General features: G+C 74.5%; 14 protein-coding genes. 8 read left to right on the top strand and 6 right to left on the bottom strand.

Annotated elements, in window-relative coordinates:
• Nucleotides 1–68 precede the first annotated feature (68 nt).
• Complete coding sequence (locus AB0J76_RS48145) at nt 69–830, top strand: IclR family transcriptional regulator (protein ID WP_358301814.1); 762 nt, start codon at nt 69–71, stop codon at nt 828–830.
• A 21-nt stretch (nt 831–851) separates the two neighbouring features.
• Here AB0J76_RS48145 and AB0J76_RS48150 read toward each other — a convergent pair whose 3' ends face one another.
• Nucleotides 852–1,616 carry an IclR family transcriptional regulator gene (locus tag AB0J76_RS48150; protein ID WP_352327257.1) on the bottom strand — a complete coding sequence of 255 codons (765 nt, stop codon included), beginning with the start codon at nt 1,614–1,616 and terminating at the stop codon, nt 852–854.
• A 79-nt stretch (nt 1,617–1,695) separates the two neighbouring features.
• On the opposite strand from AB0J76_RS48150, the gene AB0J76_RS48155 reads away from it, so the two are divergent.
• The 4 genes from AB0J76_RS48155 to AB0J76_RS48170 are packed head-to-tail and all read left to right on the top strand — an operon-like array spanning nt 1,696 to nt 5,609.
• Nucleotides 1,696–2,850: a cupin domain-containing protein gene (locus tag AB0J76_RS48155; RefSeq protein WP_352327258.1), complete on the top strand. Its 1,155-nt coding sequence runs from the start codon at nt 1,696–1,698 to the stop codon at nt 2,848–2,850.
• On the top strand, nt 2,847–3,680 hold the full coding sequence (locus tag AB0J76_RS48160) for a fumarylacetoacetate hydrolase family protein (RefSeq protein WP_352327259.1): 834 nt from the start codon (nt 2,847–2,849) through the stop codon (nt 3,678–3,680). The genes AB0J76_RS48155 and AB0J76_RS48160 overlap by 4 nt, the downstream gene beginning before the upstream one ends.
• Nucleotides 3,680–4,327 (top strand): maleylpyruvate isomerase family mycothiol-dependent enzyme, encoded by a 648-nt coding sequence (locus AB0J76_RS48165; RefSeq protein ID WP_352327260.1) that lies wholly within the window; start codon nt 3,680–3,682, stop codon nt 4,325–4,327. Before AB0J76_RS48160 ends, AB0J76_RS48165 begins: the two co-directional genes overlap by 1 nt.
• Before the next feature lie 16 nt (nt 4,328–4,343).
• Complete coding sequence (locus tag AB0J76_RS48170; protein ID WP_352327261.1) at nt 4,344–5,609, top strand: FAD-dependent monooxygenase; 1,266 nt, start codon at nt 4,344–4,346, stop codon at nt 5,607–5,609.
• A 4-nt stretch (nt 5,610–5,613) separates the two neighbouring features.
• Here AB0J76_RS48170 and AB0J76_RS48175 read toward each other — a convergent pair whose 3' ends face one another.
• On the bottom strand, nt 5,614–6,273 hold the full coding sequence (locus AB0J76_RS48175; protein ID WP_352327262.1) for a response regulator transcription factor: 660 nt from the start codon (nt 6,271–6,273) through the stop codon (nt 5,614–5,616).
• A complete protein-coding gene (locus AB0J76_RS48180; protein ID WP_352327263.1) occupies nt 6,270–7,421 on the bottom strand; it encodes a histidine kinase in 1,152 nt (383 codons plus the stop codon). The genes AB0J76_RS48175 and AB0J76_RS48180 overlap by 4 nt, the downstream gene beginning before the upstream one ends.
• A 172-nt stretch (nt 7,422–7,593) precedes the next feature.
• Here AB0J76_RS48180 and AB0J76_RS48185 point away from each other — a divergent pair, with 172 nt between their 5' ends.
• Together AB0J76_RS48185 and AB0J76_RS48190 are read left to right on the top strand one after the other, a co-directional pair.
• Complete coding sequence (locus tag AB0J76_RS48185; RefSeq protein ID WP_352327264.1) at nt 7,594–8,565, top strand: alpha/beta fold hydrolase; 972 nt, start codon at nt 7,594–7,596, stop codon at nt 8,563–8,565.
• A gap of 37 nt (nt 8,566–8,602) precedes the next feature.
• Nucleotides 8,603–9,142, top strand: coding sequence for a GNAT family protein (locus tag AB0J76_RS48190; RefSeq protein ID WP_352327265.1), 540 nt, complete (start codon nt 8,603–8,605; stop codon nt 9,140–9,142).
• Here AB0J76_RS48190 and AB0J76_RS48195 read toward each other — a convergent pair.
• Nucleotides 9,105–10,166 carry a helix-turn-helix domain-containing protein gene (locus tag AB0J76_RS48195; protein ID WP_352327266.1) on the bottom strand — a complete coding sequence of 354 codons (1,062 nt, stop codon included), beginning with the start codon at nt 10,164–10,166 and terminating at the stop codon, nt 9,105–9,107. The two genes, AB0J76_RS48190 and AB0J76_RS48195, sit on opposite strands and share 38 nt — an antisense overlap.
• Nucleotides 10,167–10,237: 71 nt before the next feature.
• On the opposite strand from AB0J76_RS48195, the gene AB0J76_RS48200 reads away from it, so the two are divergent.
• Nucleotides 10,238–10,561 (top strand): cupin domain-containing protein, encoded by a 324-nt coding sequence (locus AB0J76_RS48200; protein WP_352327267.1) that lies wholly within the window; start codon nt 10,238–10,240, stop codon nt 10,559–10,561.
• Between the two features lie 57 nt (nt 10,562–10,618).
• Here AB0J76_RS48200 and AB0J76_RS48205 read toward each other — a convergent pair whose 3' ends face one another.
• Together AB0J76_RS48205 and AB0J76_RS48210 are read right to left on the bottom strand one after the other, a co-directional pair.
• Nucleotides 10,619–11,608: a pyridoxamine 5'-phosphate oxidase family protein gene (locus AB0J76_RS48205; RefSeq protein ID WP_352327268.1), complete on the bottom strand. Its 990-nt coding sequence runs from the start codon at nt 11,606–11,608 to the stop codon at nt 10,619–10,621.
• Nucleotides 11,608–12,249 carry a hemerythrin domain-containing protein gene (locus AB0J76_RS48210; RefSeq protein ID WP_352327269.1) on the bottom strand — a complete coding sequence of 214 codons (642 nt, stop codon included), beginning with the start codon at nt 12,247–12,249 and terminating at the stop codon, nt 11,608–11,610. The genes AB0J76_RS48205 and AB0J76_RS48210 overlap by 1 nt, the downstream gene beginning before the upstream one ends.
• Nucleotides 12,250–12,286 lie beyond the last annotated feature (37 nt).

Consider the following 12,286-nt stretch of genomic DNA (forward strand, 5'->3'; position numbering starts at 1 on the left):
CCCCCCACTGTGCAGGCAGGATGCCGCCCCAACCAGCACATCGTCTCGTTCAGCGATACGCTGTTCGGGTGACCGATCGGGCCGACCTCGACACCGTGCTGGGCAAGGCGGTGACGATCCTGCGCGCCTTCCGTCCCGACGACCGGGTCGTCAGCCTCGCCGAGCTGGTGCGGCGTACCGGCCTGCACAAGGCGACCGTCCACCGGCTGTCGGGCGATCTGGTCGCCAACCGCCTGCTCGACCGCGCCGACGGCGGCTACCGGCTCAGCCGCGGCCTGTTCGAGCTCGGCATGCTCGCCTCGCTCGAACGCAGCCTGCTGGAGCTGGCCATGCCGTTCCTGCAGGATCTCTACGAACGCACCCACGAGACCGTGCACCTCGGCGTGCGCGAGGGGCACGACGTCGTCTACGTCGCCAAGATCGGCGGGCACCGCCAGGCCAGGGCGCCGTCGCGCACGGGCGGCCGGATGCCGCTCCACTGCACCGCGATCGGCAAGGCGCTGCTCGCCTACGCCGGGCCCGACCTGCGGCGCGAGGTGCTGACCGGGCCGCTGGAACGGCGTACGCCGCACACCGTCGTCGTGCCGAGCATCCTGCGCGGCCAGTTGCGGCGCGTCACGGAGACCGGGGTCGCGTTCGAGGCGGAGGAGTCGGCCGTCGGGCTGGTGTGCGTCGCCGCGCCGGTGCTGGGGCGCGGCGACGAGCCGCTCGCCGCGATCAGCGTGGCCGGCCCCACCGGCCGGTTCCGGCCCGAGGGGCACGTCGCCGCGGTGCGCGCGGCGGCGGCCGCGCTCGGCAGCACGCTCACCCGGCGCGACCTCCTCCGGTGAGGCGGACGGTGTACCGGTGGCTCAGAGGGCGCGGCTGATCGCGTCGGCCGCGGCCGTGAGCGCGGTGACGAGGGGTTTGATCTCCTTCGGGGAGTAGCGGACGCTGGGCATCGAGATCGACAGCGCCGCGCCGGTCGCGCCGTCGCGGCCCTTGACCGGGCATCCCACCGCGACCACGCCCCGCTCGGTGCGCTCCAGGTTGAGCGCGACCCCGCTGTGCCGCACGGACCGCAGGTCCCGACGCAGCCGCGCCAGGTCGGGCAGTTCCTCGGCCGGGTCACCCCGGTCGCCGGGGGCGTAGAGCTGCGCCAGCTCCTCGTCCGACAGGGCCGCCAGCGCCACCAGGCCGCCGGTGGCCTGGTGGGCCGGGAAGACCATGCCTTCACGACTGCCCACCCGCAGGGCCTGCCCGCACTCGACCGAGGCGATGAAGCGCACGTTGCGCCCGGTGCGGATGCTGAGGTTCACCGTCTCGTCGATCCGGTCCACCAGGGCCCGCATCTCGCCGAGCGCCGCCGCCCGCAGCGCGCCGACGTCGGACTGCGCGCGCTCGGCCAGCGCCAGGACGGGGCCCACCCGGTAGCTGCGGTCGTCGTTCTGCACCGCGAAATCGCGGTACACCAGCGCGGTCAGCAGCCGGTGGGCCGTGGAGCGGGCCACGCCGAGCCGCTCGGCGGCGGCCGAGACGGTGATCACCCCGTCGAGCTGGAGGATCTGCGCGAGCCGCAGGGCATGGTCGACGCTGGTGGGCGCGTAGGCCGGCGGGGTCTTCATGGGCTTGGCCATGGAACCGATCCTGGCACAAGAATTCCGCTGTGCAGAATCCTCTTTTCCAGCCCGGCCGCCTGCGCGGATAGTCGGGGCCATGCCCCACGTGAACGCCGGCGGCTCGCCGGTCAAGATCGCCGCCGTGGACCGGCCGGACCAGCCCTCGCTCAGCCCCGAGCTGGAGGACCTCTACCGAGGCTTCGAGAAGGCGCTGCTCGTCCCGTTGTGGACGGAGATCGGCGACCTGATGCCGCCGCACCCGCGCTCCAGCGCGCAGCCGCACCGGTGGGAGTGGGGCACGCTGCTCGACCTCGCCGGCCGCGCCGGTGAACTGGTCCCGGTCGGCCGCGGCGGTGAGCGCCGGGCGATCGCGCTGGCCAACCCCAGCCTGGGCGGCAAGCCGTACGCGACGCCGACCCTGTGGGCCGCGATCCAGTACCTGATGCCGGGCGAGAACGCCCCCGAGCACCGGCACAGCCAGAACGCCTTCCGCTTCGTCGTCGAGGGCGAGGGCGTGTGGACCGTGGTCGAGCGCGACCCGGTGCCGATGCGCCGCGGCGACTTCCTCCCCCAGCCCGGCCTGCACTGGCACGCCCACCACAACGCGGCCGACACGCCCATGGCCTGGATCGACGGGCTCGACATCCCCTTCCAGTACGGCGTCGAGGCGCAGTTCTTCGACTTCGGCCGGGACACCCTCACCGAGGAGGAGCACGCCACCCCCGGCCGTTCGCGCGCCGAACGGCTCTGGGGGCACCCCGGCCTGGCCCCGGTCTCCCAGCTCCGCCTGCACGAGGGCACGCCGCTGCTCTGCTACCGCTGGACCGACACCGACGCCGCGCTGACCGACCAGCTCGCGCTGGAGCGGGAGGGGCACGCGGGCCCGATCGAGCCCGGCCACGCCCTGGTCCGCTACATCGACCCGACGACCGCCGGCGACGTGCTGCCGACGATCCGGGCGCAGTTCCACCGGATCACGACGGGCGTGGAGACCGCGCCGTACCGGGAGACCGGCTCGTCGGTCTACCAGGTCTTCGACGGGTCCGGCCAGGTCACCGTCGGGGACCGGTCCTGGCGGGTGAGCCGCGGCGACCTGTTCGTCGTGCCGTCCTGGCAGCCGCTGTCGATCCGCTCGGAGGCGTCGGCCTCCGACTCCGACTCCGGCGCGCTCGACCTGTTCCAGTTCAGCGACGCCCCGATCTTCACCAGGCTCGGCCTGTACCGCAGCCACACCGAGGAGAACAGCCGATGAAGCTCGCCACCGTCCGCCTGGACGACCACCGCACCGCCGCCGTCCGCGTCGAGGGCGACGAGCTCGTCGAGGTGGGCCGGGCCGACGTCGGCGCGGTGCTGGCCGCGCCCGGCGGCCTGGAGGGCGCCGCGGCGGCCGACGGCCCGCGCCACCCGCTCGCCGGCGCCGACCTGGCCCCGGTCGTGCCGCGGCCGAGCAAGGTCGTCTGCGTGGGGCTGAACTACCAGAACCACATCAAGGAGATGGGCCGGGACCTGCCCGAGTACCCGACGCTCTTCGCCAAGTTCGCCGACACGCTGATCGGCGCCGCGGACGACATCCGGCGTCCGGCGGAGACCGACCAGTTCGACTGGGAGGCCGAGCTCGCCGTGGTCATCGGCCGGCCGGTGCGGCGCGCGGACGAGGAGCAGGCAGTCGCCGCGATCGCGGGGTTCACCGTGCTCAACGACGTCACCTGCCGGGACTGGCAGTTCCGGACCCGGGAGTGGCTGCAGGGCAAGAACTGGGACTCCACCACCCCGATCGGCCCGTTCCTGGTCACCGCCGACGAGACCGGCCCGCGGCCGGCGCTCGACGTCCGGTGCGAGGTGGACGGCCGGGTGATGCAGTCGGACAACACCGGCGACCTGCTCTTCGACCCGGTCCACCTGGTCCGCTACGTCTCGACGATGGTCCGCCTCAACCCGGGCGACGTCATCGCCACCGGCACGCCGGGCGGCGTCGGCCACGCCCGCAAGCCGCCGGTCTTCCTGCGCGGCGGCGAGCTCGTCGTGACCGAGATCGAGGGGCTGGGCCGGCTGGAGAACCGCGTCGTCGGCGAGGGCGCGTGATGGCGCGCGACCTCGCCACCACGCTCGCGTGGGTCGAGACGGGCACCGGCCTGTGCGCGTCGGCGATCGCCGGTCTGTCCGAGCGCGAGTACGGCGCCGCCTCGGCCCTGCCCGGCTGGACGCGCAAGCACGTCGTGGCGCACCTGGCGGCGAACGCCGAGGCGATCGGCAACCTGGTCCGCTGGGCGCGCACCGGCGAGCCGAGCCCGATGTACGCCTCGCCGCAGGAACGCGCCGCCGGGATCGAGCGGGGCTCCCTGCTGGACGCCGGCGAGCTGACCCGGTGGTTCACCGAGTCGGCCGCGACCCTGGCCGCCGCCATGGCGGCCCTGCCCGAGGAGGCGTGGCGGGCCGAGGTGGTGACCGCGCAGGGACGGACCGTGCCGGCGAGCGAGATCCCCTGGATGCGCAGCCGGGAGGTCATGGTGCACGCGGTGGACCTGGCCGCCGGGCTCACCTTCGCCGACCTTCCCGACGGCTTCCTGCGGGAGCTGCGGGAGGACATCCGCGCCAAGCGCGGGCCCGGCGCGGTGCCCGACGTCGAGGGGTCGCTGCCCGACGTGACCGCCTATCTGGCCGGACGCCCGGCGGGCGGAGTGACCGTCGCCGGCGGCGGACGCCCACCGACCCTGCCCCCGTGGCTGTGACGAGAAGGAAGATCCTATGGGCACCCTCCCCTCCACCCGTGCCGACGTGATCGTCGTCGGGGGCGGCATCGGCGGTCTGTCCGCCGCCCTCGCCCTGGTCCGCCAGGGCCTGCGGGTCCGGGTGTACGAGCAGGCCTCGGCGTTCGGCGAGGTCGGCGCCGGCCTGCAGCTCGCCCCGAACTGCACCCGCATCCTGGACCGTTACGGCCTGCTGGCCGAGGCGTCCGCGCTCGGCGTGCTGCCCGAGAGCATGGTCATGAAGGACGCCCTGGACGCCGCCGAGCTGACCCGGCTAGACCTGCGCGACGTCGAACGCCGCTACGGCTACCCCTACCTGGTGATCCACCGCAGCGACCTGCACGGCATCCTGCTGCGCGCCTGCGAGCGGGCGGGCGTCGAACTGCTCACCGACGCCCGCTGTACCTGGTACGAGAACGTCGACAGCGGCGCCCGGGTGCGCTTCGCCGACGGCGTCGTGGACGAGGCGGACGTGGTGATCGCCGCCGACGGCCTGCACTCGATCGCCCGCGAACTGCTGGTCCAGGACGAGCCGGTGAACTCCGGATATGTCGCCTACCGCTGCGCGGTGCCGTTCGAGCAGGTCGCCGGCAACGACGTGCACGACAAGGACGTCGTCGTGTACGTCGGGCCGCGTTGCCACTTCGTGCAGTACCCGCTGCGGGGCGCGGAGACGTTCAACCAGGTCGCCGTGTTCGAGTCGCCGAAGGCGCTGGCCGGCGAGGACGACTGGGGCACCCCCGACGAGCTGGACGCGGCGTTCGCGGGAACCTGCGACCAGGTCCAGCAGGGCCTGCCGCTGATGTGGCGCGACCGGTGGTGGCGGATGTTCGACCGCGACCCGATCATGACCTGGGTCACCGGGCGCATCGCGCTGCTCGGGGACGCCGCGCACCCGCCGCTGCAGTACATGGCGCAGGGCGCGATCATGGCGATCGAGGACGGCTGGGTGCTCGGCGAGCACGTCGCCGCCCAGCGTGCCGAGGGCCGCCCGGTCGCCGCGGGAGTCGACTGGGACCGGGCGCTGGCCGCCTACGAGGCGGTCCGGCCCGAGCACTGCCGCCGGGTGGTCGGCACGGCGCGGGCGTGGGGCGCGTTGTGGCACCTGGAGGGCGTCCGGAGACTGCAGCGCAACGCCCTGCTGCGGGAGCGCGACGTCCATGACTACTCGTTCGTGGACTGGATCTTCGGCCCGACGGCGCTGACCCCCGAGGACGAGCCGGAGATGTTCCGCCCGATCCCCCTCGACTCCGCGCCGCTGTGAGGCGTCAGGTCGCCAGGCCCCGGCGGTAGGCGTAGACCACCGCCTGCACCCGGTCGCGCAGGCCGAGTTTGGCCAGGATGCGTGACACGTACGTCTTGACGGTCTCGTGGCTGATCACCAGCGCGGCGGCGATCTCGCTGTTGGACCGGCCGTCGGCGATCAGGCGCAGCACCTCCAGCTCGCGCGGCGTCAGCGCGGTCTCCCCGGACGGCGGCTCGGCCGGACGGATGCGGGCCGCGTACCGGCCGACGAGCCGGCGTGTCACCTCGGGGGCCAGCAGCGCGGCGCCCGAGGCGACGGTGCGGATGCCGTGCAGGAGCTGCGCCGGCGGGGCGTCCTTGAGCAGGAATCCGCTGGCCCCCGCGCGCAGCGCCTCGTAGACGTACTCGTCGAGGTTGAACGTGGTCACCACGAGCACCTTGACCGGGTCGTCGACCCCCGCGCCGGCCAGCAGCCGGGTGGCCTCGATGCCGCCGAGCACCGGCATGCGCACGTCCATGACGACCAGGTCGGGGCTCAGCCGGCGGGCGAGGTCCACCGCGGCGCGGCCGTCGCCGCACTCCCCCACCACCTCCAGGTCCGGCTGAGCGTCGATGATCGTCGCGAAGCCGGTGCGGATGAGCGCCTGGTCGTCGCAGACCAGGACCCGGATCGGCGCGCTCACGACGGGCCGCCCGCGGGGACCCGGGCCCGCACCACGAAGGCGCCGCCCGCCTGCCGGCCGGCGCTGAACTCGCCGCCCAGGGCCTCCACGCGCTCGCGGAGCCCGGCCAGGCCCCGCCCGCTCCCGCCCGGGGCGGCGGCCCGGGAGCCGGGCCCGTGGGTGCTCACCACCACGCTGATCTCCTTCCCGCCGTGACGCACCCGGACCGTGGTCGGGCTGCCGTGGGCGTGTTTCAGGGCGTTCGTCAGGGCCTCCTGGACGACCCTGTAGGCGACCAGCTCGGCGCTGCCCGCCGGTTCCGCCCGGCCGCCCTCCTCGGCGAACTCCACCGGCTGCCCCGCCCGGCGGGTCCGCTCCACGAGGGTGTGCAGGTCGGCGGCGGACGGCAGGCCGTCGGGGTCGTGATCGGCCTTGAGCAGGTCGAGCATGTGCCGCAGGTCGGCGATGGCCCGGCGGCCGGTGTCGGTGACGGCGTCCAGCGTCGCGTCGAGCCGTTCCGGGACGGCGGTCAGGTAGCGGGCGGCCTCGGCCTGCACCACCATCGCCGTCACGTGATGCGTCACGACGTCGTGCAGCTCGCGGGCGATCCGGGTGCGTTCGGCGGCGCGGGTGGCCTCGGCGACGTGGCGGCGGCGTTCCTCCTCCGCGGCCCGGGTCGAACGCAGCCAGGCCCCGATGCCCCAGGTGAGCGCCAGTGCCAGGTAGAACACCACGTACCCCTCGACCCGCTCGTCCGCGCCGAGCCGGTCGAGCGCGAGGGCCAGCGGCACGTACGCCAGCGAGAGGAGGACCACGGTGGGGCGCCGGAACCGCTCCAGGTGGGCGCCCGCGCTGATGAGCGCGACGGGCAGCACGTTGCTCGCGAACAGGTGGTAGGCACGCAGCTGGTCGAGGACGAAACCCAGCGACACCAGCACGAGGCACACCGCCGGCCACCGCCGCCGGACGGCGAGCGGCAGGCACTCCAGGGCGATCGCCACCAGGGCCACCGCGTCGAAGGGACGGGCGGGCAGGTCGCCCACCTGCGTGCCCTTGTCGTGCAGGCCCGGCAGCAGCGACGCGACCGCCACCAGCAGCCCGAACGGCAGATCCCGGACCACGACGTCGCACCGCCGCCACAACTCCGTGGCCCGCCGCAGATCGATCACCGGGCGAGCGTAGCGGGACAGCGGTGGTGCGGGCGCCGATAAGCCTGCTTTGTCCCCCGTGCGAGCTACCGGGAAATGTCCACCGTGCGGTGACGATCCCGGCGCCGCACGGTCCGTAACGTTGCGGGGCGGCCACGGCGTTCCGCCGGCCCTTCCCGCTCGTATCCCCGCCGTGCGCATCGCCCTCGCGGCGGCCGGCTCACTGGAGGACCTCATGCTCGCCAAGATCAGGACACCCCTCGCCGCCGCGCTGTGCTGCGTCGGTCTCGGCGTGGGGGTGGCCGGCTGCGACGGCGACGCGATGGAGAACTGGGACCCCTTCGCCGCCTCCACGCCCTCCGCGCCCGCCGCGCCCTCCACGAAGGCGTCCGCGGCCGCGCCGATCTCCGGTCCTGAGAAGATCACCGTGGCGGGCCGGTCGGTGAACGTGTCCTGCTCGGGCGAACCGGTCGAGGGCGGGCCGGTCGTCGTCCTGATGCACGGCGGCGGCGACGGGCTGGACAAGATGGCGCCCCTGCAGAAGACGTTGAGCGGCAAGCACCGGGTCTGCTCCTACGACCGGCTCGGCGCGGGCAAGAGCGACCAGCCGGACGGCCCGCAGGACCTGGCCGCCAGTGGCCGGATCCTGACCGGCGTGCTCGACCGCGTCGCCGGGAAGGCCCCGGTCGTCCTGGCCGGTCACTCGCTGGGCGGGCTGATCGCCGCCCGGTACGCCCCCGACCACCAGGACCGGGTCAAGGGGCTGGTCCTGCTGGACGCCACCCCGCCCACCATGATGAACGACATCGAGAAGGCGATCCCGAAGTCCGCCGAGGGCCCGGCCGCCGAGCTGCGCGCGCAGAACCTGGCGATCTTCCAGGGGCAGAACCCGGAGAAGCTGGTCATCGCCGACGGCGCGGTCCGCTCCGCCGGTGACATCCCGGTCGAGGTCGTCCGGCACGGCAAGCCGTACCTGGAGGCCCTGCCCGAGTACGGGCCGCGCCTGGAGCGGGCGTGGGCGGCCGGCCAGCGCAAGTGGCTGGCGCTGTCCGGCCGCAGCAGGCTGAGCACCGCCGCGGGCAGCGGGCACTACATCTACGTCGACGAGCCCGCCGTCGCCGTCCAGGCCGTCGACCGCGTCGCCGAGGAGGCGCGGGGCCGGTGATCCGGCCGGTCGCGGCGATCTGGTAGAACGCTGGATCATGACAGCAGCGTTCATCAGGTTCGTCCCTGACGATGTCGACGACCTGGTCGCCTTCCTGACCGGCGAGGACTGGCCCTTCCACGTCGGACGGCCGGAGGCCGAGGCCGTCCGGCGGCGGGCCGCCGACGGGCACTACGACGACGCGGACGAACGCACCTTCTGGGTGGTCTCCGAGGGCCAGCGGGCCGGGTTGATCAGGTTGCAGGACCTCGCCGACGAGGGGCCCGTCTTCGACCTGCGCATCAGGGCCGCCCACCGGGGACGCGGCCTCGGCGGCCAGGCGGTGCGCTGGCTGACCGGGCACCTGTTCACCGAGCTGCCGGGGATCACCCGGATCGAGGGCACCACCCGGCAGGACAACCTGGCCATGCGGGCCGTCTTCCGCGGCGCGGGCTTCGTGAAGGAGGCGCACTACCGCCGGGCCTGGCCGGGACGCGACGGACGCCTGTACGACTCCGTCGCCTACGGAATCCTGCGCTCGGACTGGAAGACCGGCGAGGTCACGCCGGTGGCCTGGGACGACGAGGCCCGCCCCTGACGGGGGGACGGCCGCCGTCGTGGCCGCCGTCGTGGCCGCCGTCGTGGCCGCCGTCGTGGCCGCCGTCGTGGCCGCCGAACGAGCGGCGGTAGGCGGCGGGCGTGGTGTGCACCAGGGAGTGGAAACGTCTGCGGAGGTTGGTGGCCGAGGACAGGCCGACCCTGACCGCGATCGTCTCCACGGGCAGGTCGGTCTCCTCCAGCAGGGCCCGCGCCGCCGTGACGCGCTGCTGGAGCAGCCATCGGCCGGGGCTGACGCCGAGCTGGCCGGCGAACCGGCGGGCCAGGGTCCGCGGGGAGACCCCGGCCCGTGCGGCGAGGTCGTCGAGGGTGAGGGGCTCGTCCAGCCGTTCGGCGGCCCAGTCGAGGAGCGGCGCCAGCGACTCCGGCCGGCGGTCCGCGGTGGGCGCGGGGGGCGCGGTGCTGTACTGGAGCTGGCCGCCCTCGCGGTGCGGCGGCATGACCATGTGGCGGGCGATGTGCGCGGCGTAGGCCGCGCCGTGGTCGGCGCGGGCCAGGTGCAGGCACAGGTCGATGCCGGCGGCGGTGCCGGCGCTGGTGGCGAGGTCGCCCAGGTCGATGTACAGGGTGTCGGGTTCGACCTGTACGTCGGGAAAGCGGCCAGCGAGCTCGGCGGCGAGCCGCCAGTGGGTGGTGGCCCTGCGGTGATCGAGCAGTCCGGTCGCGGCGAGCAGGAACGTCCCCGAGCAGATCGCGACGATCCGGGCGCCTCGCCGGTGGGCCCGCCGGATCGCGTCGATCACGGCGGGCGGCGCCGGGTCGTCGCGGCGGTGCCAGCCGGGGATCACCACCGTGTCGGCGGTCTCCAGCGCCGGCAGGCCCGCGCCGACCGCCATGTCGTACCCGGCCAGGGTCGGCACGGCGCCCGGACGTTCGGCGCACACCTGGAACGAGTAGCGGGCGGGCAGACCCGGCCGGCGCACCCCGAAGACCTCCGCCGCGCACGCCAGCTCGAACGTGGACTGCGGCGGCAGGACCAGCGCCACCACTCGCTGAACGCTCATGGCAGGAAAATACCGCCACGCGTCAATCCAGACACTGGGCGGGGCAGGACGTCCGCCGCGACGATGGGGGCATGACGCAAGACGCGAACGACGTCCAGATCCTGAACGTCGACGAGGTGGAAGCCGTCGAGGTCGTCCCCGGGATCGTAAGGCGGCGGCTGCCCGCCACCGACCGGGCCCGCGGCTGGATGTACGACTTCGCTCCGGGCGCCGAATGGCCCGAGGTGGACGTGCACGACGGCGAGGAACGCTACTACGTGATCTCGGGCGAGTTCATCGACCGGGGGCACCGGCTCGGGCCGGGCAGTTACGTCGTGTTCGCGCCGGGCAGCACGCATCGCCCGCGCACCGAGACGGGCGCCCGCATGCTGGGCATCAGCATCCTCACCCCGTAGGGCCGCCGCCGGCGGGGACCGGCGGGCGGCGTCCAGCGTCCGATCGCGGGGGCGGCGTCAGTCGCGCGGGCGGCGGACGCGGGGAACGGGCTGGCCGCGGCGGGCGGCCTCGGCCTCCAGCCGCTTCCGCAGCAGCCTGCCCTGGCCGAGGAACGAACGGCTGCGCTCCCGGCGGCTCCCCGCGAGGCTCCAGTCGTTGAGCGCCCGCTCCACCTGCACGCTCAGCCGGTCGCCCGCGCCGGTGGCCCGCCCGACCAGCACGACGTTCTCCTGCCACTCCATGGCCGGGCCGTGCCGATGGAAGGTCAGGCACACCGGCCCGTCGGCCGCCTGGACGCCCGCGGGCAGCCGCAGGTCGAAGCCGGCCTCGGTCCGTACGGCCGAGCGGGTGCGCACGGCCAGCGGCATGCCGTCGGCCACCATGGTGACGACGGGCTCGCCCAGACGGGCGGCGCGGACGGCGAACGGCCGCCAGTCCGCCGGCGGGGCCGACCGGCTCGGCAGCCGGGGGCTGGTCGGGGCGGGATCGGAGGCGGGCACGGCGACGTCCGGAGGGGCCGTCCAGATCTCCGGCGTCCTGGACAGGTCGCCCTCGGGCCACCAGACGATCCGCTCGGGGGTGACCTCCACCCAGATGCGGGCGAAGTACCAGCCCAGCCGTCTCACCAGGAACCACGGCATCCCGGCGAACCCGGCGCCGGTCTTGGCCAGCGACTCGCGGACGTACCGGTCGGTGCCGGCCTGCAGGTCCGCGTCGCGCACGGCCGCCCGGCCCTGCACCAGGACGACGGGCGGCCGGTCCGGGCCGCCGCCCTCCGCGCCGGAGCACAGCAGCGCGACGCGCGGGTCCCGGCGGGCGCGCTCGGCCTTGTCCGGGTAGGTGAGCCCGGTGCTGACGTCGATCGTGCCGCCCGCGCCGGCGTACGGCGTGACGGGCCAGGTGACGGGGCGGCCGTCGCGGGTGAGCGAGGCGTACTCGCAGACCAGGGCGCGGCCGAAGACCTCGGCCGCCAGGCGCGGCGAGACGGTCGGTGCGGATGCGGTCATCACGGCTCCAGGATCAGGTCGGCGGGGGTGGTGCCGTACAGGCGGGTGAAACGCCGCCGGTAGGCCGGCCACCAGAACAGGCGGAACATCAGCCGGGCCACGACCGGCAGGTCCGCGTACGAGGCTGCGAGCAGGCGGGCGTCGGCGCCGGAGGCGAGCCAGCCGAGGATGACGGGGACCCGGCGGCGGCCGAAGTCGTCCATCGCCTGGCGCCGGTCGGCCTCGACGTCGCCGGGGGTGAGGTGGGCGAGCATGAGCGGCACGGCGACCCGCTCCTCGTGGTCGAGGTGCTCGTTGACGAGCTCGTGCAGCCGCCGCAGGACGGGCGCGCGGCCGGCCAGGGGCACCCCGCGGTCGGCGGCGGCCTCCATCAGGGGGTCCAGCGACGAGTGCTCGGACTCCAGCTCGGCCAGCGCGTCCGCCGCCTGCGGGGCGCGGACGGTGAGCTTGGGCCACAGGGTGGCGTCCTCGTGCGAGTGGTGGGCGTGCAGCATGTCCAGCACGAGCGCGAGCTGCTCCTCCAGCAGTTCCTCGTGCGCGTCGTCACGCGGGTCGCCGCACGCATCGGCCAGGCGGCCGAACTCGGCGCGGAAACCGGCGTGCATCATCAGGAAGCCGGTCAGGTGGTCTGGTGTGATCATCAGTCTGTTCCCTCACGTGTCGGGAACAGCGTGCGCG

Origin of the sequence: Nonomuraea sp. NPDC049624 (assembly GCF_040675255.1) — a bacterium.
Lineage (GTDB): Bacteria > Actinomycetota > Actinomycetes > Streptosporangiales > Streptosporangiaceae > Nonomuraea.

What these genes read in the sequence shown, in the direction of transcription:
- AB0J76_RS48170 (WP_352327261.1), top strand. Translation starts at nt 4,344, where the DNA reads ATGGGCACCCTCCCCTCCACCCGTGCCGACGTGATCGTCGTCGGGGGC.
- AB0J76_RS48190 (WP_352327265.1), top strand. Translation starts at nt 8,603, where the DNA reads ATGACAGCAGCGTTCATCAGGTTCGTCCCTGACGATGTCGACGACCTG.
- AB0J76_RS48200 (WP_352327267.1), top strand. Translation starts at nt 10,238, where the DNA reads ATGACGCAAGACGCGAACGACGTCCAGATCCTGAACGTCGACGAGGTG.
- AB0J76_RS48155 (WP_352327258.1), top strand. Translation starts at nt 1,696, where the DNA reads ATGCCCCACGTGAACGCCGGCGGCTCGCCGGTCAAGATCGCCGCCGTG.
- AB0J76_RS48165 (WP_352327260.1), top strand. Translation starts at nt 3,680, where the DNA reads ATGGCGCGCGACCTCGCCACCACGCTCGCGTGGGTCGAGACGGGCACC.
- AB0J76_RS48210 (WP_352327269.1), bottom strand. Translation starts at nt 12,249, where the DNA reads ATGATCACACCAGACCACCTGACCGGCTTCCTGATGATGCACGCCGGT.
- AB0J76_RS48195 (WP_352327266.1), bottom strand. Translation starts at nt 10,166, where the DNA reads ATGAGCGTTCAGCGAGTGGTGGCGCTGGTCCTGCCGCCGCAGTCCACG.
- AB0J76_RS48150 (WP_352327257.1), bottom strand. Translation starts at nt 1,616, where the DNA reads ATGGCCAAGCCCATGAAGACCCCGCCGGCCTACGCGCCCACCAGCGTC.
- AB0J76_RS48160 (WP_352327259.1), top strand. Translation starts at nt 2,847, where the DNA reads ATGAAGCTCGCCACCGTCCGCCTGGACGACCACCGCACCGCCGCCGTC.
- AB0J76_RS48205 (WP_352327268.1), bottom strand. Translation starts at nt 11,608, where the DNA reads ATGACCGCATCCGCACCGACCGTCTCGCCGCGCCTGGCGGCCGAGGTC.